This window comes from Paraburkholderia podalyriae (genome assembly GCF_014397785.1).
Lineage (GTDB): Bacteria > Pseudomonadota > Gammaproteobacteria > Burkholderiales > Burkholderiaceae > Paraburkholderia > Paraburkholderia podalyriae.
This window is the reverse complement of sequence record NZ_VZQQ01000020.1, coordinates 1-22,742: the sequence shown is the minus strand read 5'-3', so window position 1 is coordinate 22,742 and position 22,742 is coordinate 1. Positions and strand designations below refer to the sequence as shown.

Here is a 22,742-nt window from a genome sequence, read left to right as displayed (position 1 = left end):
CGGCGTGCGGGTCTTCGCGGGCGGGCCGCGCGGCTTGCCGAGTTCGTTCGCTGTCTCCAGTTGGGGTAATTGTGAAGCGTCCCGGTTCTCTCGCATCGTCAGCGATGCGCCAGCAGTCTCCTCCATCCTGTCACCGCGGCTTCTCCCGGCAGACCTGCGCGCTGGCGCTGGCAGGCGTGCTCGCGCTCGCGGCCTGCTCGAAGCAGGAAGCCGCGGCGCCCGCGCCGCGCCCGGTGGTCGCGCTCGCCGTCCATGCGGACGGGCACGCGCTGCAGGCGGCGTCGCTGCCCGGCGAAGTGCAGGCGCGCTATTCGACGCCGCTGTCGTTCCGCGTCGCCGGCAAGATCATCGAGCGCCGGGTGCGGCTCGGCGACACGGTGAAGAGCGGTGAAGTCGTCGCGTTGCTCGACCCGGCCGATGCGCAGAAAAACGTCGCCGGCACCGAGGCGCAGCTCGACGCCGCGCAGCACAACCTCGTCTATGCGCAGCAGCAGCTCGAGCGCGACAAGGCGCAGGCCAAAGAAAACCTGATCGCGCCGGCACAGCTCGAACAGACCACCAACGCCTACGCATCCGCGCTCGCGCAGCGCGATCAGGCGCAGCAGCAGGCGGCACTCGCGAAGAACCAGCTGCAATACACGACGCTCGTCGCCGGTCATGCTGGCGTCATCACGGCTGAACAGGCGGACACGGGCCAGAACGTGTCGGCGGGTCAGGCCGTCTACAACCTCGCGTGGAGCGGCGACGTCGACGTGCTGTGCGACGCGCCCGAAAGCGCACTTACCGCCTTCGCCGTCGGCCAGAACGCGAGCGTCACGCTCGCCGCGCTGCCTGGCCGCAGGCTCAGCGCGCGCGTGCGCGAGCTGTCGCCGGCCGCCGATCCGCAAAGCCGCACCTGGCGCGCGCGTCTGACGCTGCTCGATGCCGGTGCCGAGGTGCGCCTCGGCATGACCGCCGACGTCACGCCGGCCGTGCCGCTCGCCGTGGCGGCCGCGCAGCATGGCGTGTTCACGCTGCCGGTCACCGCGCTCTTTCACGAGGGACGCGAGCCGGCCGTGTGGGTCGTGCGCGCCGCGGACAACACGCTCGAACTGCGTCGCGTGAGCGTCACGCGCTACTACGAGCGCACGTTCGTCGTCAGCGACGGCCTGAAAGATGGCGAAAGCGTCGTGCTGCAAGGCGTGCACACCGTGAGCGCCGGCCAGAAAGTCCGCGCGATCGCACCGCTGCATCCCGAGGACTTCGCTTCATGAGCACGTCGCACGAAGAAGGACGCTTCAATCTGTCAGCGTGGGCGCTGCGTCATCAGGCGCTGGTCGTGTTCCTGATCGCGCTCGCCACCGCGTTCGGCATCCTCGCGTACACGCGCCTCGCGCAGTCGGAAGACCCGCCCTTCACGTTTCGCGTGATGGTGATCCGCACGTTCTGGCCAGGCGCCACAGCGCGCCAGGTGCAGGAGCAGCTGACCGATCGCATCGGCCGCAAGCTGCAGGAGACGCCTTATATAGACTTCGTTCGCAGCTACTCGCGTCCCGGGGAATCGCTGATCTTCTTCACGATGAAGGACTCGGCGCCGGTGCGCCAGGTGCCCGAGACGTGGTACCAGGTGCGCAAGAAAGTCGGCGACATTGCGGCGACCCTGCCGCCGGGCATCCAGGGCCCGTTCTTCAACGACGAATTCGGCGACGTCTACACCAACATCTATACGCTCGAAGGCGACGGCTTTTCCGCCGCGCAACTGCACGACTACGCGGACCAGCTACGCTCGGTGCTGCTGCGCGTGCCGGGCGTCGGCAAGGTCGATTATTTCGGTGACCCGGATCAGCACGTCTACATCGAGATCGCGAACACGCAGTTGACGCGTCTCGGCATCTCGCCACAACAGCTTGGCCAGGCGATCAACGCGCAGAACACGATCGCGCCCGCGGGTACGCTGACCACCACCGACGACCGCGTGTTCGTGCGCCCGAGCGGCCAGTTCAACGACGTCAATGCGCTCGCCGACATGCTGATCCGCATCAACAACCACACCATTCGTCTCGGCGACATCGCGACGATCCGGCGCGGCTACGACGACCCGGTCGTCACGCAGATGCGCTTCGGCGGCAAGCCCGTGCTCGGCATCGGCGTGACGATGCAGACGGGTGGCGACGTGATCCGCCTGGGCCGCGCGCTCGATCAGCAGATGACCCAATTGCGCGCCGCGCTGCCCGCCGGTTTGAAGCTCGTCGAAGTATCGAGCATGCCGCACGCGGTCGCGCGCTCGGTCAACGACTTTCTCGAAGCGGTCGCCGAAGCGGTCGGGATCGTGCTGGTCGTCAGCCTCGTGTCGCTCGGCGTGCGCACCGGCATGGTTGTCGTGATCTCGATTCCGGTCGTGCTCGCGGTCACTGCGCTGTGCATGTACCTGTTCGATATCGGCCTGCACAAGGTATCGCTCGGCACACTCGTGCTCGCGCTCGGCCTGCTCGTCGACGATGCGATCATCGCGGTGGAGATGATGTCGGTGAAGCTCGAGCAAGGCTGGAACCGCGCGCGCGCCGCGGCCTTCGCATACACCAGCACCGCGTTTCCGATGCTGACGGGCACGCTCGTCACCGTGGCGGGCTTCCTGCCGATCGCGCTCGCGAAATCGAGCACCGGCGAGTACACGCGCTCGATCTTCGAGGTGTCGGCGATCGCGCTGATCGCGTCGTGGCTCGCGGCGGTCGTGCTGATCCCGCTGCTCGGCTATCACATGCTGCCGGAGCGCAAGCGTCACGCGCACGAGCCCGACGACCACGAACACGACATCTACGACACGCGCTTCTATACGCGGTTGCGCGGCTGGATCGGCTGGTGCATCGAGCGGCGTTTCGTCGTGCTCGCGATCACCGTGCTGCTGTTCGTGCTCGCGATGGCCGGCTTCTCGCTCGTGCCGCAGCAGTTCTTCCCGAGCTCGGACCGGCCGGAGCTGCTGGTCGATGTGCGGCTGCCCGAAGGCGCGTCGTTCGATGCCACGTTGCGCCAGGCCGAACGCCTCGAAAAAGCGCTTCACGGGCGCCCCGAGATCGATCACACGGTCAGCTTCGTCGGCACCGGCGCACCACGTTTCTATCTGCCGCTCGATCAGCAATTGCAGCAACCGAACTTCGCGCAGTTCGTGATCACCGCGAAGTCCGTCAAGGATCGCGAGAAGCTCGCGCAATGGCTCGAACCGGAATTGCTGAACAACTTCCCGGCGATCCGCACGCGCCTGTCACGCCTCGAAAACGGGCCACCGGTCGGCTATCCGGTGCAGTTCCGCGTGAGCGGCGACGACATCGCGACTGTGCGCTCGATCGCCGAGCGCGTCGCCGTGACGATGCGCGCCAATCGCGGCACGCGCAACGTGCAGTTCGACTGGGATGAGCCCGCCGAGCGCTCGGTGCGCTTCGAGATCGACCAGAAACGCGCGCGCGAGCTCGGCGTCACTTCCGAAGACGTCTCCAGCTTCCTGGCGATGACGCTGTCCGGCTATACGGTCACGCAGTATCGCGAGCGCGACAAGCTGATCAGCGTCGATCTGCGCGCGCCGCGCGCCGAACGTGTGGATCCGTCGCAGTTGACCGCGCTCGCGATGCCGACATCGAACGGCCCGGTACCGCTCGGTACGCTCGGGCATCTGCGCAACGACCTCGAATACGGCGTGATCTGGGAACGCGACCGTCAGCCGACTATCACCGTGCAGTCCGACGTTTCGGCCGGCGCCCAAGGCATCGACGTCACGCACGCGGTGGATCGCGCGCTCGCGCCGATCCGCGCGACGCTGCCGGTCGGCTACCGGATCGAGATCGGCGGCTCCGTCGAGGAAAGCGGCAAAGGTCAAACCTCGATCAACGCGCAGATTCCCATCATGGTGATCGCGGTGCTCACGCTGCTGATGATCCAGTTGCAAAGCTTCGCGCGCGTGCTGATGGTCGTACTGACCGCGCCGCTCGGCCTGATCGGCGTCGTGCTTACGTTGCTGCTGTTCGGCCAGCCGTTCGGCTTCGTCGCGATGCTCGGCGTGATCGCGATGTTCGGCATCATCATGCGCAATTCGGTGATTCTCGTCGATCAGATCGAGCAGGACATCGCGTCGGGGCACAAACGCTTCGATGCGATCGTCGGCGCGACCGTGCGGCGGTTCCGGCCGATCACGCTGACCGCCGCGGCCGCCGTGCTCGCGCTGATCCCGCTGTTGCGCTCGAACTTCTTCGGGCCGATGGCGACCGCGCTGATGGGCGGCATCACGAGTGCGACGATCCTCACGCTGTTCTATCTGCCCGCGTTGTACGCCGCGTCGTTCCGTGTGCGCACCGACGAGCGCGAGCCGCACGCGCCGCCCGGTGCCGGCGCCACGCACACGGGTAACTGAGCATGAGCACGAGCATGATTATTCCCGCCCTATCCCGCCACCGCCGCGCGGGCTTCGATGCGCTGGCCCGTACCGCGATTGCCACGAGCATCGCGAGCCTCACCTGCATGCTCGGCGCCTGCTCGTTCGGACCGAACGGCGATGCGCCCGCGATGCCGCAGCCCGCGCACTACGGCGCCGAAGCGATGCCGACGCAAACCGTGCCCGCGCAGGGCGTCACGCAGCAGTTCGTGACCGGCGCGCAGCCGGTGCCTGAATGGTGGAAGCTGTACCGTTCGGATGCGCTGAACACGCTCGTTGACGAAGGCCTGCGCAACAGTCCGACGCTCGCCGCGACCGACCGCAGTCTCGCCGCCGCGCGCGAGCAACTGCGCGCGCAGGTGGGCAGCTCGTTGCTGCCGACCATCGACGCCGGCGGCCAGGCCACCCGCAATCGCGCGCTCGCGATTCCCGAGATTGGACCGAACACGTTTCTGTACAACGTGTTCGTCGGTCAGTTGCAGGCGCACTATACGTTCGATCTGTTCGGCGCCGCGCGTCTGGCGAACGCGGCACTCTCCGCCCGCGTGAACGTGCAGGTCTACCAGCTCGAGGCAGCGCGGCGCGCGCTCGCCGCGAACATCGTCACGGCGACGATTACGAGCGCCGCGCTGCATGCTCAGATCGATACGACCGAGCGGCTCGTGAGCCTCGCCAACGATCAGGCGCGCGATACCGAACGGCGCTTCGCGCTCGGCGCGGTGTCGCATGCCGATCTGCTGAACGCGCAGCAAAGCGCGGCGAGCGTGTCGGCGAGTCTGCCGGCGCTGAAGCAGCAGTGGCTCACTACGCGTCACGCGCTCGCGGTGCTGCTCGGCCGCACACCCGATGCCGCGCCGGACGACATCGATCTCGCGCAGCTGCATGTGCCCGAGCAGGTGCCGGTCGTCGTGCCGTCGGAGCTGCTGCGCACGCGGCCTGACATCGAGGCGGCCGATGCCGCGCTGAAGGCCGCGGCGACCGATGTCGGCGTCGCGACCGCGCAGATGTTTCCGAGCCTGTCGCTGTCGGCATCGATGGGACAAGGCGGCTTTAGCTGGCCGGTTGCGATGTCAGGTGCTGGGGCCATCTGGAGCATCGGCGCTTCTTTGTCGCAACCGCTGTTTCATGGCGGCGCGCTCGTCGCGCAGCGCCGCGCGGCGCAGCACACGTACGAGGCGAGCGTGTCGCAATACAAGCAGACCGTGCTGGCCGCGTTCCAGAACGTCGCCGATACGCTCGCCTCGCTCGAGCACGACGCGCAGTCGCTCGATGCCGCGAACATCGCCGCGCGTTCGGCACAAGGCGTGTTCAACGAGACATCGGCGCGCTATCGGCTCGGCGCGCTGCCCGTCGCGGCGACGCGTTCGAGCGAGCAGCAATGGCGCAACGCGCAGCTCGATGAGATCCGCTATATGAGCGCGCGGCTGACGGATACGGCCGCGTTGTTTCAGGCGATGGGGAATCCGCCGGTTGATCAGGCTGGTGCGTCATCGACCGCGGCGACTTCAGCTTCTGCGCCTGCATCGGTTGAAGCGGCGAACACGGCGGCATCCAACTAAACGAGGGATTCCGTACGGAACGCTGCGCACTTATCCCCAGTTCGTGTTGATGAGCCTGTTGAAAACTGCCTGAAAAGCGGGCTAACGCATTGAACGTATTACGATTTGTTTGTACGGTGCGAAATCAGCCAGAGTGTTGGGCGCGATCAATGGGTTGGGAATTCGATCGTGTTGCTCGTCAGGCTAAACGATGGCCGTACCCTGACTGTGCCCGAAGACGATTCAGCCTGGCATGAACTGACGATGAAGTTATCGGAGCATCTTGCCGGTGCAAGGCCTGACGAGGCGTGGGAACTTCTGTCCGCTTTTTCCGACGAGGTGCCTCGCGTCGAGGTATTTCACCGTTGATATGACGGTATGCGGCGAGAGCGGGCGGGCACCCGAATCGCTTTGAAAAGGATGGGCCCACCCCGCACACCTGCGCTCCCGACATCAAGGCTTGTTCGACTCGAACAGATCCATGATCTGCTTCTTCTCAGTCGTGGTCACGCTCGGCGGCGGCACCACTGGCGGCGTCATGCCCGCCAGCCCGACGCCACCCACCGCATCGCTCGAGCCGGCCATCGGATTGCCCGAATCGAGACCGATGCTCGCGACGAAGCCTTGCCCCGGCAACATGTCGGTAAAGAACAGCTCGCCGTTCATCACCGTCACATCGTCGGGCTGCTGCGGCTCGGCCTGCGGCACGCCGCGCAGCGCGCGCTGCATGTACTCGACCCAGATCGGCAGCGCGAGCTGCGCACCGAATTCGCGGCTGCCGAGACTCTTCGGCTGGTCGTAGCCCATCCACGCGACCGCCACCAGCGACTGCTGATAGCCGGCGAACCAGCCGTCCTTCGCGTCGTTGGTCGTACCGGTCTTGCCCTGCAGATCCGAGCGCTTCAGCACGTTGGTGCCCGCGCCCGTACCCGCGGTCGCGACCGAATGCAACAGGCTGTTCATGACATACGCGTTGCGCGGTTCGAGCGTGCGCGGCGCGTCGCGCCCAGCGACGAGAGGCTGCGCGCGCGAAATCGCCACGCCGCGCGCGTCGTTCACTTCGCTGATCAGATAGGGATTGATGCGGTAGCCGCCGTTCGCGAATACCGAGTACGCGCCCGCCGACTGCAACGGCGTGACGAGGCCCGCGCCGAGCGCCATGGGCAGATACGGCGGGGTCTTGTCGGCATCGAAGCCGAAACGCTGCGTGACGAAGTCCTGCGCGTATTTGGTGCCGATGAACGACAGGATCCGGATCGACACGAGGTTCTTCGACTTCTGCAACGCGACGCGCATCGACATCGGACCATCAGGCTGGTCGTCGTCCTTCGGCTCCCACGCGTCGCCGCCGGGCGTGCTCGGCGGGAAAAACAGCGGCGCGTCGTTGATGATCGTCGCCGGTGCCAGCCCCTTGTTCAGCGCCGCCGAGTAGATGAACGGCTTGAAGCTCGAACCCGGCTGGCGCCAGGCTTGCGTCACATGGTTGAACTTGTTCTTGTTGAAGTCGAAACCGCCGATCAGCGCGCGGATCGCACCGTCCTGCGGCGTCAGCGACACGAGCGCACCCTCGACCTGCGGCAACTGCGTGATCTGCCAGTTGCCCTTGTCGTCGGCGACGAGGCGCACGATCGAACCTGGCTTGATGCGCAGCGTCGCGTTCGCGCGCGGGCTCAGCGCGGCGGCGACGAAGCGCAGGCCATCGCCCGAGACCGTTACCTGGGTGCCGTCGACCAGTTGTGCGACCACCTGCTTCGCGCTCGCCGCCGTCACCACGCCGGCGATGATCTCACCGTTGTCCGGGTGATCGGTCAGCGCGTCGTCGATCGTCTGATCGCGGTCGTCGCCCGCGTCGGGCAACTGCACGAAGCCTTCCGGTCCGCGATAGCCGTGGCGCCGCTCGTAGTCCATCACGCCCTTGCGCACCGCGCGATACGCGGCGTCCTGATCGGCGGAATCGATCGTCGTCGTGACGTTCAGGCCGCGCGTATAGGTTTCGTCCTTGTACTGCGCGTACATCATCTGCCGCACCATTTCGGCGACGTACTCGGCGTGCACGCTGTACTCGTTGCCCGGATTCTTCGTCTGAATCTCTTCCTTCAAGGCCTGGTCGTACTGCTGCCGCGTGATGTAGTTCAGCTCGAGCATGCGTCGCAGGATGTACTCCTGACGGATCTTCGCGCGCTTCGGATTGACGACCGGGTTATACGCGGACGGCGCCTTCGGCAGACCCGCGAGCATCGCGGCCTGCGCCAGCGTGATGTCCTTCAGGTCCTTGCCGAAGTACACGCGCGCGGCCGCTGCGAAGCCGTACGCGCGCTCGCCCAGATAGATCTGGTTCATGTACAGCTCGAGGATCTGGTCTTTCGTCAGCGTGCGCTCGATCTTGTACGCGAGCAGCATTTCGTAGATCTTGCGCGTGTAGGTCTTCTCGCTGGAGAGGAAGAAATTGCGCGCGACCTGCATCGTGATCGTGCTCGCGCCCTGCGACGCGCCGCCGTGCGCCAGGTCGGCGAAGCCGGCGCGCAGGATGCCGACGAAGTCGACGCCACCGTGTTCGTAGAAGCGGTAGTCCTCGATCGCGAGCACCGCTTTTTTCATCTGGTCGGGGATGTCCTGGAAGCGCACCAGGCTGCGGCGCTCCTCGCCGAATTCGCCGATCAGCACGTGATCCGCGGTATAGACGCGCAGCGGCACTTTCGGGCGATAGTCGGTGAGCGCGTCGAGCGACGGCAACTGCGGCCCCATCACGACCAGCGCATAGCCGACGATCAGCGCGCCGACCACGACGACGGTCGCGATCAGGCCGAAGAACCACAGAACGAGCGACGCGCCGATCGACCGACGGCCGCGCTCGGGCTCGCGCGAAGCGGCGTTGCGTCCAGGCGTGCGTTGGTTGGAGTCCCGGTCTTCACCGGCCGGAGAGTTCGAGGAATGCGGTCGTTTGATAATTGGCATGACTGGAGTAATGGGCCCGCAACTGCGCGCCTGTCTGCACGCGCTCGCGGCGCGCGCTGGGTCGTGTTCGACATGCTGGGCGGGACACACGCCGCCCTGCGGACCTTGCCCCCGGCCGGCCGCACGGCACGCCTCGGACCATGTCCGGCGCAATGTAACAGCGCATTTTAAAGAAATCGGCAGCGGTCCAACGCAGATTTTTTGTAAGAATTCCCTTCGTCGGCGGCCTTTTGCTGGTAAGGGTCTGTAATTTCGCGCAGCGCGTGCCAGCGTGCGCTCGACGCGCGGCTTGTGCGGGGTTATCAACATTTTCTGTTGAAAGGGCTGTGGACAAACCGCCCGCAAACACTACAACTCATTGATGTCACGGGATTTTCGCACCGCGCTTGTTCCGTGGCGGCGCAACTCGTCATATGATGAACCCCGCGCGCGTCCTTCGATGCGCGCGACGGGGACCCAACGGCGGGCTCCAACGCAAATCCGATGACGGGCTCCGACACCGTATCCGGAGGCACGCGCCGACCCGCCCATGCCAACAAGACTGCGAGTCGATCATGTCCAAGCCCAGCGAGCGCATCGTCGTATTCGTCACGACCGCGCAGAAACGTGCGATCACCGCGACCGCGGAGGATCTGGGTATCAGCGTGAGTGAACTGATGCGGCGCGCGGTGCTGAGCTTCGGCGCGACCAGCGAACAGGTCAAGGCCGCGAGCATCGTCGACCGGCTGCGCGCGCCGCGCGCGCCCGACGCGCTGAATGCAGCGCTGCAGCGCGTCGCGCGTGGTACACGCCATGCACGTGCCGCATTGCCGGCGTCGCTGCCAGCGCATCAGACGGATGGTGCGGGTGCCTCTGGCGACACTGCCGCGGCAAACGCGGCGACAAACGCGGCGGCCAACACCGCAACCGACCCTGCTGACTCCCCCGCGCCGCTGCTTCCCGCCGGCGTCGCCGCCGCGCTCGCCGCCGAGCAGGACGAACAGGCGGCGGCCACCGCCGAAGCCGTCGCGCGCCTGACGGCAGCGCGAGCCGCCGACAACGCGGAAAACGCCGAAACGGACGCAATCGACGATGCAGCGTCGAAACGGCTGTCCGGCACGTCGGCGCGTCTGCGCAACTCACTCAAGCGCCCCCGCATCGACGACGCCCCCGACGACGACGAACCGGACAGCGACCCGCGCGCCGAAGGCGGCCGCTTCGCGTGACGAAAAGCGTCACGGAAAATTACCGCATGAGCCGCGATCACCGCCTTTGAGCAAGCCGGCACTCGTGCGCAACGCCGGTTGCATATCGTTACATCAGTGACACCCGTATGAATGCCGTTCGATAACGCCCGCCCACAGGCGCAAACAGCGGCTTTTCCAGTATCGCGCGAGCCTTCGGGCGGCCGCATCGTTTAAGCCATCTTTAAGACAGCCGATGGTGTAATATCCGCCGTCAAGTCCATGCCCATCGCGGCTCTCCAACATCCAGGCAAGCATCAACCGGCATTGCGCCCCAACAAAAACGGGCTGCACTATTGCAATTGGCAAGTGCGCCCCGAACTCCGGTCCGAACGCTGCGCAGCATCAGGCGCGGCGGCGTAAAGTAGCAGTAGTTCAAGGCACTCAGGCGCGCACGCATCGTCGGCGCCGCCCACATTCTCTGGAGGTTTTCATGTCGCTTTTTGACAGCATTTCGCGCACGCTCAAAGGTCTTCTGAACGATGCGGCCGACTCCGTGCAGGACCCGTCGCGCGACTCGCGCCAGATCGTGCGCGAACTCGACGACAGCATCGGCCGGGCCGAGAACTCGCTGATCGAGATTCAGGCGCAGGTCGCCACTCAGCAAAGCAAGCGCGATGTTGCCGCTGACAAGGCGAAGAAGTATGAAGACGGTGCCCGCCGCGCACTGCAGTCCGGCGACGAAGCGCTCGCGCGCGAAGCGCTCGGCGCGCAGGCCACCGCCGAAGCCGAACGCGATGCGCTGACGAAAGAACTGACTTCGCTGGAACCGTCGGTCGCGCAACTAAAGAGCCAGATCGAGGACATGCGCACGCGCCGCAACGACCTGAACGCGCGCTCGAATATCCTGCAGGCCAAGCAGCAGATCGCGCAGGCGAAAGATACCGCGGCCACCGCACTCGGCGGCATCGGCGGCAAGAACCTGTCCGAGGATTTCCAGAAGCTCGAAGACAAGGTCGCGCTGTCGAACGCGCGTTCCGACGCACGTCTGAACTCCGCCGACGAGAAAAGCGGCAAGGCGCTCGACGACAAGCTCGCGGATCTGAACCGCGGCCCGTCCGTCGACGATCGGCTCGAAGCGCTGAAAAAGCAACTCAATACGCCGGCGCAGTAAATGCCGGATGCGTGCACCTGCTCGCAGCAAGTACGCACAGCAATGGCAGCAGCAGTAGTAGCACATGCCGGTGCGCTCGCTTCTGAACGCACCGGCATACCGGCCGCCACAGGTAGCCACCGCAATCGACTGATGGAGACGGGCGCGCCGCGCCCGGTCTGCAAATGAAAAAATTTTTCGCAACCGCCTTCGCTTCGCTGCTGCTCGTGTCGGCCGCGGCGTTCGCGGTGCCGACCGTTCAGCAAATCGAATCGGCGATGTCGCAGGGCAACTGGCAGCAGGCCGACGCCGGCCTCGCCGAAGTGTTGCAAGCGCATCCGAACAACGCTCACGCGCACTATCTGTACGCCCAGGTGCTCGATCGCGAAGGCCGTTCGGCCGAGGCGCTCGCGCAGGTCCAACAGGCGAAGACGCTGGATCCGCAAATCCGTTTCGCCGACCCGAGCCGTTTCGCGCAAACCGAAGCGCGCCTGCGCCGCGACGCGGAACGCGCGGGCGGCAACGTCACCCGTCACGCCGCGAATCCGTTCGCGCAGCAGAATGCGCCTGCTGTGCAGCAACAGTCGGCGATGATGTCGCAAGCGCAACAACGGCATGGTCCGGGGGTGGGTATGTGGATCGGTATCATTGTTCTGATCGCGGTGATCGCGCTCGTGTTGCGCTGGACCTTGAGACGCGCGCGCAGCCAGGAAGACACGCGCGCCGACGACGATCGACGCGCGCAATTGAAGCGCGCAACCGACATGCTCAACACGGTGCGTTCGATCAAGCTCGACGTGAAGCTGTCCATCGCGCCGGGTCACGAGTTGCTCGAAAAAGACGTCGAAGCGACCGAAGAGCAGTTGCGCGGCGCCGTCGAAACGCTGTCGACCGGCAAGAATCCGCTGCCGCCCTATGCACTCGACGAATTCGAGCAGCGCATCGCGAGTCTGCGCGCGCGCGCCGACGGCCGGCCCGATCCGACTTCCGCGTCCGTGGGCACCGCTCAGCAATCGCCGTACGCGCAGGAAGCCCAGCGCTTCGGCAGTCCGCAGCCGCCTTATCCGCAACAGGGTCCATATCAGCAGCAGCCGCAGGTCATCGTGCAGCAAGGCGGTGGCATGGGTGGCGGCATGGGCGGTCTGCTGACCGGCGTGCTGCTTGGCGAAGCGCTCAGTCATGGGCGTGAGCGCGTCGTCGAACGCGACGTGATCGTCGACCCCGACGAACTGCGCCGGCGCGGCAGCGACGCAGGAAACGGCGGCAGCCTCGACTTCGGTCAGGGTTCGAACGACTGGAACGATGACGGCAGCGGCGGCGGCATCGACATGGGCAGCAACGACGATTCCGGCGGTTGGACCGATACCTGATCGATCCTGGCCGATCCGCGTCGAATCAACAACAGGCTCCTTCGCGGAGCCTGTTTTTTGCCCGCCGGTTTTTGCGCACCGCCTTCGTTCAAGTTACACCCGCGCCGACTCCGCCTGGCTGCCCTCGTGCTGCGCGAGCCCACTGCGCCGTAGCCGCAGCTGCAATCGTTTCACCCGCCGCTTTCGCCCCATGCCGGAGACCGCCTTGACATCTGCCCCTTCCGCTTCATCCGCCGCGCCGCGCATTGCGATCGTCGGCAGTGGCTTTGCCGGCATCGGCATGGCGATTCGTCTGCAGCAGATGGGCATCACGTCGTTTACGGTCTACGAGGCCGCGAGCGGCATCGGCGGCACGTGGCGCGACAATACCTACCCCGGCGCGGCCTGCGACGTCCCCTCGCATCTGTATTCGTTTTCGTTCGAGGCGAATCCGGCGTGGTCGCGCGCGTTCAGCAGCCAAGCCGAAATTCTCGCGTATCTGCAGCACTGCGCGCGCAAGTACGGCATCGAGCGCTACGTGCGCTGCAATACAAAAGTGAGCGCCGCGCGTTTCGACGAAGCGCGCCAGATCTGGCTCGTCGAGCTCGACACGAACGGCGCTCGCGAAACCATCGAGGCCGACGTGCTGATCGCCGCGAACGGTCCGCTGTCGCGTCCCGCGCTGCCGCGTATCGCCGGCATCGAACGTTTCGAAGGCAAGCTGTTCCATTCGGCGCGCTGGGATCACGCATATCCGCTCGACGGCAAACGCGTCGCGGTGATCGGCACCGGCGCGAGCGCGATCCAGTTCGTGCCGAAAATCCAGCCGCGCGTCGCGCACCTGGATCTGTTCCAGCGCACCGCGCCGTGGGTGATGCCGAAGCGCAACAAGCCGATCGGCCCGCGCGCGCAATGGCTGTTCCGCACGCTGCCGTTCACGCAGCGCCTGGTTCGCAGCGCGATCTATTGGCAGCTCGAATCGCGCGGAATCGCGTTCGTCGTCAATCCCGAACTGATGAAGATGCCGATGAAGTTCGGCCTCAGCTATCTCGAGCGACGCGTCAAGGACCCGGCGCTGCGCGCGAAGCTCACGCCGAACCACCGGCTCGGCTGCAAGCGCGTGCTGCTGTCGAGCGACTATTACCCGGCCGTCTGTCAGCCGAACGTCGAGGTCGTGACGAGCGGCATTCGCGAGATCGCCGCGGATGGCATCTTGACCGAGGACGGCGTGCATCACCGCGCGGACGCGATCATCTGCGGCACCGGCTTCCAGGTCAACGACGTGCCCGCGCCGTTCGAAGTGACCGGCCTCGGCGGCACCGACCTCAGCACGCTATGGCTGCGCGATGGCCCCGAGGCCTATCTCGGCACGAGCATCGCGAACTTCCCGAACTTCTTCATGATCGTTGGCCCGAACACGGGGCTCGGCCATAACTCGATGATCTACATGATCGAGTCGCAACTGCGGTACATCGGCGATTGCTTGCGCGTGCTGCGCCAGCGGAACGCACGCACGATGACCTTGCGCGCCGACGTGCAGCGCGATTTCAACGCGCGTCTGCAGCGGGAGATGCAGCACGCGGTGTGGACGAGCGGCTGCCATAGCTGGTATCAGACGCAGAGCGGCAAAGTCACCGCGATCTGGCCCGGCTTCACGTTCAGCTTTCGCAGGCGTACGCGGCGTGTGCGGCCGCAGGATTACCGCTTCGCGCGTTGAAGCTCGTGGGCCGGCACTGTCATCACCCGCCGCCGCTCAGCAACTGCAACAGCTCCCACAGAAACTTCACGATGATCACGATCAGTTCCCACAGCCGATAAAGCGGCTCCCAGTCCAGCACACGCAGAAGGGACTCGATCATCGCTATCGTCGGAAGTAGTGAGGGGCGGTTCGATCACGCAACCTCTCAGACCGCCATCACGGCCCGCTTGCGCTCAGCGCGCTGCATGAAGAAGTTCGCGGCGACGACGCCGACCGTGACGACCGCGATAAACAGCGTCGCGAGCGCATTCATCTCCGGGTTCAGGCCAAGGCGAACGCGCGAGAATACGACGAGCGGCAAGGTCGTCGAGCCGGGACCCGACAGGAACGCGGACAGCACGACGTCGTCGATCGACAGCGTGAACGACAGTAGCCAGCCCGACACCAGCGCCTGCGAAATCAGCGGCAGCGTGACGGAAAAGAACACGCGCAGCGGTGTCGCGCCGAGGTCGAGCGCGGCTTCCTCGAGCGACGGATGCAGCTCCCGCACGCGCGACTGCACGATGATCGCGACGTATGAAATGCACAGCATCACGTGACCGATCCAGATCGTGAAGATGCCGCGTTCGGCTGGCCAGCCGATCCAGCGCGCCATTTCGATGAACAGCAGCAGCAGCGAGATGCCCTGAATCACTTCAGGGATCACCAGCGGCGCGTTGATCATGCCGGTGTACAGCGTGAAGCCGCGAAAGCGCCCCATGCGCGCGAGCACGAAGCCGGCCCATGTACCGATGATCACCGACGCGAATGCCGTGAGCAGGCCGATACGCAACGACAGCCACGCCGACGTAATCAGCTCGCCGTCCTGCAACAGCGCCGCGTACCAGCGCGTCGAGAAGCGCGTCCACACCGTCACCAGTTGCGATTCGTTGAACGAATAGACGACGAGGCTGACGATCGGGATATACAGAAACAGAAAGCCGATACCGAGGGCGATCAACTGCAGCATGCGATTCGGCTTCATTGGCGGCCCTCCTCCAATGCCTTCGCCTGCGCATGCTGGAACAGCGCCATCGGCACCAGCAGCAGCAACACCATCGCGCAGGTGACGGCGGACGCCATCGGCCAGTCGGCATTGTCGAAGAACTCGTTCCACATCACGCGGCCGATCATCAGCGTGTTCGCGCCGCCGAGCAGCTCAGGAATCACATACTCGCCGACCGCCGGAATGAACACCAGCAGACAGCCCGCGACGATGCCGTTCTTCGACAGCGGCAGCGTGATCTGCCAGAACGCCTTCCACGGCTTCGCGCCGAGGTCATAGGCGGCTTCCAGTAAGGTCAGGTCCATTTTCACGAGATGCGCGTAAAGCGGCATCACGAGAAACGGCAGGTACGAATAGACCATGCCGATATAGACCGCCGTGTTCGTGTGATACAGCTCGATCGGCGAATGGATCAGGCCGACCGACATCAGAAAATTATTCAGCAGCCCGTTGTTCTTCAGAATGCCGATCCATGCATATACGCGGATCAGGAACGAGGTCCAGAATGGCAGCATCACAGCCATCATCAGAAGATTGCGGGTGGCCGGATTCGAGCGCGCGATGTAGTACGCCATCGGATAGCCGATCAGCAGACACAGCACCGTCGAAATCGCCGCGACCACGACTGAATTCACATAGGTCGCGAAGTACAGGCTGTCGGTCAGCAGAAACACGTAGTGCGACAGATCCAGCGTGATGTGCAGTGCGCCTTCCGCGAAGTTGACGAGCTGCGTGTACGGCGGAATGCCGAGCTGCGAATCGGCAAAGCTGATCTTCACGACCAGCAGGAATGGCACCAGGAAAAACAGCAGCAGCCAGACGAACGGCCCCGCCACCACCGCGGTACGGCCAGTGAGCTGCAGACGCCGCACGGGCCATGCGAAAAACGACGCAAGCGCCTCTTTCATGACGTCAGCACCACGCCGGCCGATGCGCTCCAGCGCACGTAGACTTCGTCACCCCAGGACGGCGGATCGATTTCGGTGAGCGCGAGGCTCGTCACGTTCGCGATCACGGTCTTGCCGCCGTCGAGCTTCACGTGATACAGCGAATAGCCGCCCATGTACGCGATATTCGTGACGACGCCCTTGCCCCAGTTGTACGCGCCCTCTGGCGGCTTGCGCGTGAGCGCGATGCGTTCGGGCCGCACCGAGATCGTCACCGGCATGCCGAGCGGACCGGTGATGCCGTGATTGACGTGCAAATGGCACGTCAGATCCGGCGTTTCGATGAACACGTGATCGGGTTCGTCCTCGACGGTATGGCCTTCGAACAGATTGGTCGAGCCGATGAATTCCGCCGAGAAACGGCTGTTCGGATACTCGTAGACTTCATGCGGCGTGCCGAGCTGCACGATCTGGCCTTCGCTCATCACGGCGAGACGGTTGGCCATCGTCATCGCTTCTTCCTGATCGTGCGTGACCATCATGCAGGTGACGCCGACCTGGTCGAGAATGTTGACGAGCTCGATCTGCGTGCGCTGGCGGATCTGCTTGTCGAGCGCCGACATGGGCTCGTCGAGCAGCAGCAGCTTCGGCCGCTTGACGAGCGAGCGCGCGAGCGCGACGCGCTGCTGCTGCCCGCCCGATAGCTGATGCGGCTTGCGCTTCGCGAAGCGGCCCATCTGCACGAGTTCGAGCGCGTTGTGCAGGCGATCTTTCAGCTCGGCCTTGGGCACACCTTCCTGCTTCAGGCCGAACGCCACGTTCGCCTCGACCGTCATGTGCGGAAAGAGCGCGTACGACTGGAACATCATGTTGACCGGCCGGCGATACGGCGGCAGCTGCGCGAGATCTTCGCCATCGATCAGGATCTTGCCCGACGTCACGGTTTCGAGGCCGGCCATCATGCGCAGCAACGTCGACTTGCCGCAGCCAGAGCTGCCTAGCAGCGCGAATAGCTCGCCCTTCTTCACCGTCAGGCTGACCCCTTTGACCGCGACGGTTTCGCCGAACTTCTTCACGACGTCGACGATCTGGATGAACCCGTCCGCTGCGTCGCCCGTAACGGCGTCCGGGCCCGTCGACGGCACGGCCGTCCCGGCCAGCGCGCCCGACTGCTCACTGCTGATCATAATGCTGCTTCACTCCGGCGTTTGACGAACAAAGCCCCCGGTGAACACCGAGGGCTTCATATGCTGCTTATCTGTTTGTTGCCGCGCCTAGCGGCCGGACTTGAACTCGGTCCACAGCCGTGTTTGCAGCCGCTGGATTTCCTGCGGCAGCGGCTTCAAAAGGAACAGCGTCTTGATGGTTTCCGGCGACGGGTACACGGCCGGATCGTTCGCGACGTCCTTGTCCACGTACTTGCGCGCTTCCGTATTGACGCTCGGGTAGTACACGGCATTGGTGATCGCGGCGTGCACCTGCGGCGTCTCGATGTAGTTGATCCACTCGAGCGCGGCTTCCTTGTGCTTCGCATCCTTCGGAATCGCCATCACGTCGAACCACACCGGCGCGCCGCCCTTCGGCACGAAGTACTCGATCCTGTAAGGCTTCTTCGCCTCGATCGCGCGATGCTTGGCGATCACGACGTCGCCCGACCAGCCGTACGCGAAGCAGATGTCGCCGCCGACGAGGTCGTTGATGTAGCCCGACGAGTTGAACTGCGTGATGTACGGGCGGGTCTTTTTCAGCATCGCGAGCGCGGCGCGGTAGTCGGCCGGGTTCGTGCTCATCGGGTCCTTACCTATGTAGTGCAGCGCGGCTGCGAACATCTGGTCCGGCGCGTCGAGCACCGATACGCCGCAGGTCTTCAGCTTCGAGATATTTTCCGGCTTGAAAAGGATGTCCCAGCTATCGAGCGGCGCGTCCTTGCCGAGGATCTGTTGGACCTTCGTCACGTTGTAACCGAGGCCGGTCGTGCCGTACGCCCAGGGCACCACGTACTTGTTGCCCGGATCGGCGCCGGCGACGAGCGCCATCAGCGACGGGTCGAGGTACTTCAGGTTCGGCAGCTTCGATTTGTCGAGCGGCTCGAAGATGCCCGCGGCGATCTGCTTGCCCGCGTAGTTGCTGGTCGGCACGACGATGTCGTAGCCCGAATTGCCGGTGAGCAGCTTCGCCTGCAGCGTGTCGTCGCTGTCGTAGTTGTCGTACTTGACCTGAACGCCGGTCTGCTTCGTGAAGTTCGGAATCGTGTCCTTCGCGATGTAGTCGGACCAGTTATATACGTTGAGCTGCGTATCCTTCGCAGCGGCCGTCAACCACGGCGCCGCGCACAAGATCAGCGCCGCCATATGCCCCACTATCCGCTTGTTCATCCCGTTCTCCGATTCTTTCGTCACTCAAGCCGCGCCCTCGCGCGCACGGCCCCCTGAAAACCCCGAAAACTACCACCAAATATTGCCCGCTCCAAAATAAACCCGGAGTTGTCGCGCAAACGGTACAGGCTCTGGCCGCACCACTGCAAAATGGGCGCAATTTTAACGGGTTATCGACGCGTGTCTATCAAAAAATACGCGTGCCGCGGCCGCGCTTGATCGGCGCTGGGCACAGGCTGCGGGGTTTCGTCGAGTCCTTGTTATCTGGTTGTCAGGTCGGCGTCGTCGCGCACCTGGGCGGTGCGTCGCCGTGGCCCGCGCGGGTGCCCGGCGGCCGTTGCCGGTGACGAGCTGCGTCGGCGTGATCTGCACCTTTCATTGGCCGCGGCGGCGCCACGACGGCTCGAATGCTCCTATCATGACCTCTTGATGCGAATTGCGCGACGTCGTCGCGCGACGGCCGGCCAGCCGCGGCGCGCGTGCAATGGTGGCCATATGATTTGCAGCAGAATGGGTTTCCCAGAAACGCTGGCACGATGAACACCAATCCTTTCGCGATGCGTCCCAACCGCCGCCGGCGTTTGCCGGGCGAGCCGACGCGTCCGGCGCACTGGTTTTCGTACCTCGGCGCCGGCGCGCTGATCGCGGTCGGCTATATCGATCCCGGCAACTGGGCGACCGCGCTCGGCGCCGGCGCAGGCTACGGCTACCGCCTGCTCGGCATCGTGCTGCTGTCGAGCCTGATGGGAATGCTGATGCAATGGCTGTCGTCGCGTCTGGGCGTCGTGACCGGGCGCGATCTCGCGCAGCTGTGCCGCGAGCGCAATGGCCGGCGCGCGACGCTGTTCCTGTGGCTCACGAGCGAAGTCGCGATCATCGCCTGCGATGTCGCCGAGGTGCTCGGCAGCGCGGTCGCGCTGCAACTGCTGCTCGGCGTGTCGCTGACGGTCGGCGTGTTGATGTCGGCGGTGTGCACCTTCGCGCTGCTCGCGCTCCAGCAGAAAGGCGGCCGCAGGCTGGAGGCGGTGATCGCCGCGCTGATCGGCCTGGTCGGCCTGTGCTTCGTCGTACAGCTCGCGCTCGCGCGGCCCGACTGGCACGCGGCGCTCGCCGGCACCGCGCCGAGCCTGGAGCTGATCAGAAGCGCGGGCATGCTGTGGCTCGCGGCCGGCATCGTCGGCGCGACGGTCATGCCGCACAACCTGTATCTGCATTCGGCGCTCGTCAAGCATCACGCGCCCGACAGCAGCGACGGAGAGATCAAGGCCGCGCTGCATGTCGTCAATCTCGATACCTTCGGCTCGCTTGCGTTCGCGTTTGTGATCAACGCGGCGCTGCTGATCGTCGCGGCCGCCGTGTTCTATGCGAGCGGCCATCGGGACGTGACCGATCTGGCCGATGCGCATCGGCTAATCGCGCCGCTCGTCGGCAGCCACTGGGCCGGCATCCTGTTCGCGACGGCGCTGCTCGCCTGTGGACTCAGCGCGACCGTCACCGGCACGTTGGCCGGTCAGACGGTGATGGAGGGCTTCCTGCGGGTGCGGTTGCCGCGCTGGAAACGCGCGCTGCTCACGCGTGCGCTCGCGATCGGGCCGGCCTTGCTCGCTGTCGGAACGTTCGGCCAGCATGGCTCGAATCAGTTGCTGGTCGCGAGCCAGGTTGTGCTGAGCCTGCAATTGCCGCTCGCGGTCGTGCCGCTGATCCGCTGTGCGTCCGATGCGACGCTGATGCGCGGCTGGCGCGTGCGCGGCGTGCCGCTCGCGCTGTCGTGGCTGTCGGCGGCGTTCATCATCGCGCTCAATGGTGCGCTGTTGTGGCAACTGGCGACGGCGGTGTGATGGCGGACGCAAAGCTCAGCGCGATTGGCAGGAACTTCGCACGACGCTGAGCGCCGCGTGCAAGGCACGCGCCGCCATCGGTTAACATAGCGGGACTTTGCCTCCCCGCCTCAAGGTTTCCGATGACTTCGAATCTCCACGATCTTCCCGACAGCCCGTGCATCGGCGTCTGCTCCACGCTTTTCGACGAGGTCTGCAAAGGCTGCGGCCGCACCGCCGGCGAGGTGTCGAACTGGGTGTTCCTCAGCGACGAGGAAAAGCGCGCGATCTGGGCCCGGATCGAACGGGAAGGCACGGCGATGCGGTTTCAGAACGACAAGGTGTGAGGCTGTTCGTCGCGCGCATCGCGGGTTGACGCTGCCATGAAAAAGCCCGCTTCGACGAAGCGGGCTTTTTTGCTGCGACGCAATTCGATCAGCGCGAATCGAAACGCTTATTGAACGCCCTGACTGGTCAGGAAGTCCTCATAGTTGCCACCGAAGTCGTTCAGCGTGCCATTGGTCTTCACTTCGATGATCCGGTTCGCGAGGCCGCTGACGAACTCGCGGTCGTGCGACACGAAAATCAGCGTGCCGTCGAACTTATCCAGCGCGATCTGCAGCGACTCGATCGACTCCATGTCCATGTGGTTGGTCGGCTCGTCCATCAGCAGCACGTTGTGGCGGCCGAGCATCAGCTTGCCCCAGATCATGCGGCCCTTCTCGCCGCCCGACAGCACCTTGACCGACTTGCGGATGTCGTCCGCATTGAACAGCAGGCGGCCGAGCGTGCCGCGCACCATCTGCTCGTCGTCGCCTTCCTTGCGGTACTGGTCGATCCAGTCCATCAGCGTGACGTCGCTCGGAAACTCTTCGTACGTGTCCTGCGGCATGTAGCCGATGTTCGCGTTTTCCGCCCACTTCACCGTGCCGTGATCGAGTTGCAGATTGCCGAGCAGCGAGCGCAGCAGCGTGGTCTTGCCCGCGCCGTTCTCGCCGATGATCGCGATGCGCTCGCCCGGCTGCACGCTGATGCTGAAGTTATTGAAGATCGAGCGCTCGTATTTCTTCGAAATGCTGTCGGCGACCACCGCGATGTTGTGCAGCTTCTTCTCGAACTCGAAGCGGATGAACGGGTTCTGCCGCGACGACGGCTTGAATTCCTCGATCTTGATCTTGTCGATCATCTTCAGACGGCTGGTGGCCTGGCGCGCCTTCGACTTGTTCGCCGAGAAGCGGCGCACGAAGTCCTGCAGATCGGCCACGCGCTCTTTCGCCTTTGCGTTGGCGGCCTGCTGACGCTCGCGCGCCTGTGTGCTGGCGAGCATGTAGTCGTCGTAATTGCCCGGGTAGACCTTCAGCGTGCCATAGTCCATGTCGGCCATGTGCGTGCAGACCTGGTTCAGGAAGTGCCGGTCGTGCGAGATGATGATCATCGTCGAGTTGTACTGGTTGAGAACATCTTCCAGCCAACGGATCGAGTTGATGTCGAGGTTGTTGGTCGGCTCATCCAGCAGCAGCACGTCCGGCTTCGAGAACAGCGCCTGCGCGAGCAGCACGCGCAGCTTCCAGCCGGGCGCCACGTTGCTCATCGGGCCGTTGTGGTCTTCGATCGCAATGCCGATGCCGAGCAGCAGTTCGCCCGCGCGCGCTTCGGCCGTGTAGCCGTCGAACTCGGCGAACTTCGCTTCGAGCTCGGCCGCGTGCATGTAGTCGTCGTCGGTCGCGTCGGGGTTCGCGTAGATCGCGTCGCGCTCGGTCATCGCGGCCCACATTTCGGCGTGGCCCATCATCACGACGTCGAGCACGCGCACGTCTTCGTACGCGAACTGGTCCTGGCGCAGCTTGCCCAGGCGCACGTTCGGCTCGAGCATCACGTTGCCCGAGCTCGGTTCCAGGTCGGAACCGAGAATCTTCATGAAGGTGGATTTGCCGCAGCCGTTCGCACCGATCAGGCCATAGCGGTTCCCTCCCCCGAATTTGACCGAAATGTTCTCGAAGAGCGGCTTCGGCCCGAATTGCATGGTGATGTTGGCAGTAGACAGCACGGCGCGTCCCTTTGAATGTGATATCGGCGAAAAACCCAATATTTTAGCAGGTTTAAAGATTTCAACCGGACAGTTGGTCCGGCTTGGCCCACGTCACCCGTTCGAGCCGCCGCGCGCCCCGGCCTACTCGCCGAAATCGGACCGGGGCCGCAAAAAACCAGTTTCCACGTTCGAACCTCGTCGGCTATTACTACTGTGTCACAAAAGTAGTTGCGCAGTCTATTGCCGTACAGGAAGAGAGCCACCGTTGCATGAGCCTTTGTCCAAGCAGGATGCGCAACGTAGTAATGGAATCAGGAACGTGACGTTGAGCGC

The 22,742-nt window shown here is 64.6% G+C and carries 15 protein-coding genes; 9 read left to right on the top strand and 6 right to left on the bottom strand.

Translation table 11 applies throughout. The annotated features are described in order from the left end of the window. The first annotated feature begins 104 nt into the window (after positions 1-104). From F6X42_RS22935 to F6X42_RS22925, 3 genes are read left to right on the top strand one after another with little or no spacing between them, the layout of a single operon-like run. Entirely contained in the window at positions 105-1,253 is a 1,149-nt protein-coding gene (locus tag F6X42_RS22935; RefSeq protein ID WP_187636391.1) for an efflux RND transporter periplasmic adaptor subunit, read from the top strand. Then, entirely contained in the window at positions 1,250-4,378 is a 3,129-nt protein-coding gene (locus F6X42_RS22930) for an efflux RND transporter permease subunit (RefSeq protein ID WP_187636390.1), read from the top strand. Before F6X42_RS22935 ends, F6X42_RS22930 begins: the two co-directional genes overlap by 4 nt. 14 nt (positions 4,379-4,392) lie before the next feature. After that, the gene (locus F6X42_RS22925) at positions 4,393-5,958 is read left to right on the top strand and encodes an efflux transporter outer membrane subunit (RefSeq protein ID WP_187636389.1); all 1,566 of its coding nucleotides are present in this window, start codon (positions 4,393-4,395) and stop codon (positions 5,956-5,958) included. A gap of 432 nt (positions 5,959-6,390) precedes the next feature. Here F6X42_RS22925 and F6X42_RS22920 read toward each other — a convergent pair whose 3' ends face one another. Beyond that, positions 6,391-8,892, bottom strand: coding sequence for a penicillin-binding protein 1A (locus F6X42_RS22920; RefSeq protein WP_187636388.1), 2,502 nt, complete (start codon positions 8,890-8,892; stop codon positions 6,391-6,393). A gap of 554 nt (positions 8,893-9,446) precedes the next feature. Between F6X42_RS22920 and F6X42_RS22915 the strand changes: the two genes are divergently transcribed. The 4 genes from F6X42_RS22915 to F6X42_RS22900 all read left to right on the top strand — a co-directional run bounded on the left by F6X42_RS22915 (position 9,447) and on the right by F6X42_RS22900 (position 14,274). Further along, positions 9,447-10,097 carry a hypothetical protein gene (locus tag F6X42_RS22915; RefSeq protein WP_187636387.1) on the top strand — a complete coding sequence of 217 codons (651 nt, stop codon included), beginning with the start codon at positions 9,447-9,449 and terminating at the stop codon, positions 10,095-10,097. A 451-nt stretch (positions 10,098-10,548) separates the two neighbouring features. Next, on the top strand, positions 10,549-11,229 hold the full coding sequence (locus F6X42_RS22910; protein WP_187636386.1) for a PspA/IM30 family protein: 681 nt from the start codon (positions 10,549-10,551) through the stop codon (positions 11,227-11,229). A 164-nt stretch (positions 11,230-11,393) separates the two neighbouring features. Further along, the gene (locus F6X42_RS22905) at positions 11,394-12,578 is read left to right on the top strand and encodes a tetratricopeptide repeat protein (protein WP_187636385.1); all 1,185 of its coding nucleotides are present in this window, start codon (positions 11,394-11,396) and stop codon (positions 12,576-12,578) included. Between the two features lie 190 nt (positions 12,579-12,768). Continuing rightward, positions 12,769-14,274: a flavin-containing monooxygenase gene (locus F6X42_RS22900; protein WP_376776407.1), complete on the top strand. Its 1,506-nt coding sequence runs from the start codon at positions 12,769-12,771 to the stop codon at positions 14,272-14,274. 187 nt (positions 14,275-14,461) lie between these two features. Here F6X42_RS22900 and F6X42_RS22895 read toward each other — a convergent pair whose 3' ends face one another. From F6X42_RS22895 to F6X42_RS22880, 4 genes are all read right to left on the bottom strand, one after another. Beyond that, complete coding sequence (locus tag F6X42_RS22895; protein WP_187636383.1) at positions 14,462-15,280, bottom strand: ABC transporter permease subunit; 819 nt, start codon at positions 15,278-15,280, stop codon at positions 14,462-14,464. Next, positions 15,277-16,209, bottom strand: a complete 933-nt coding sequence (locus tag F6X42_RS22890) for an ABC transporter permease subunit (RefSeq protein ID WP_187636382.1) — start codon at positions 16,207-16,209, stop codon at positions 15,277-15,279. The genes F6X42_RS22895 and F6X42_RS22890 overlap by 4 nt, the downstream gene beginning before the upstream one ends. After that, positions 16,206-17,375, bottom strand: coding sequence for an ABC transporter ATP-binding protein (locus tag F6X42_RS22885; RefSeq protein WP_187636381.1), 1,170 nt, complete (start codon positions 17,373-17,375; stop codon positions 16,206-16,208). Before F6X42_RS22885 ends, F6X42_RS22890 begins: the two co-directional genes overlap by 4 nt. Before the next feature lie 87 nt (positions 17,376-17,462). After that, positions 17,463-18,563 (bottom strand): polyamine ABC transporter substrate-binding protein, encoded by a 1,101-nt coding sequence (locus tag F6X42_RS22880; protein ID WP_187636380.1) that lies wholly within the window; start codon positions 18,561-18,563, stop codon positions 17,463-17,465. Between the two features lie 536 nt (positions 18,564-19,099). On the opposite strand from F6X42_RS22880, the gene F6X42_RS22875 reads away from it, so the two are divergent. Beyond that, positions 19,100-20,401: an Nramp family divalent metal transporter gene (locus F6X42_RS22875; protein ID WP_187636379.1), complete on the top strand. Its 1,302-nt coding sequence runs from the start codon at positions 19,100-19,102 to the stop codon at positions 20,399-20,401. Positions 20,402-20,523: 122 nt separating this feature from the next. Continuing rightward, entirely contained in the window at positions 20,524-20,727 is a 204-nt protein-coding gene (locus tag F6X42_RS22870; RefSeq protein WP_187636378.1) for a DUF1289 domain-containing protein, read from the top strand. Positions 20,728-20,834: 107 nt separating this feature from the next. Here the strand turns inward: F6X42_RS22870 and F6X42_RS22865 are convergent, their stop codons facing one another. Beyond that, positions 20,835-22,427 (bottom strand): ABC-F family ATPase, encoded by a 1,593-nt coding sequence (locus F6X42_RS22865; protein ID WP_187636377.1) that lies wholly within the window; start codon positions 22,425-22,427, stop codon positions 20,835-20,837. Positions 22,428-22,742 lie beyond the last annotated feature (315 nt).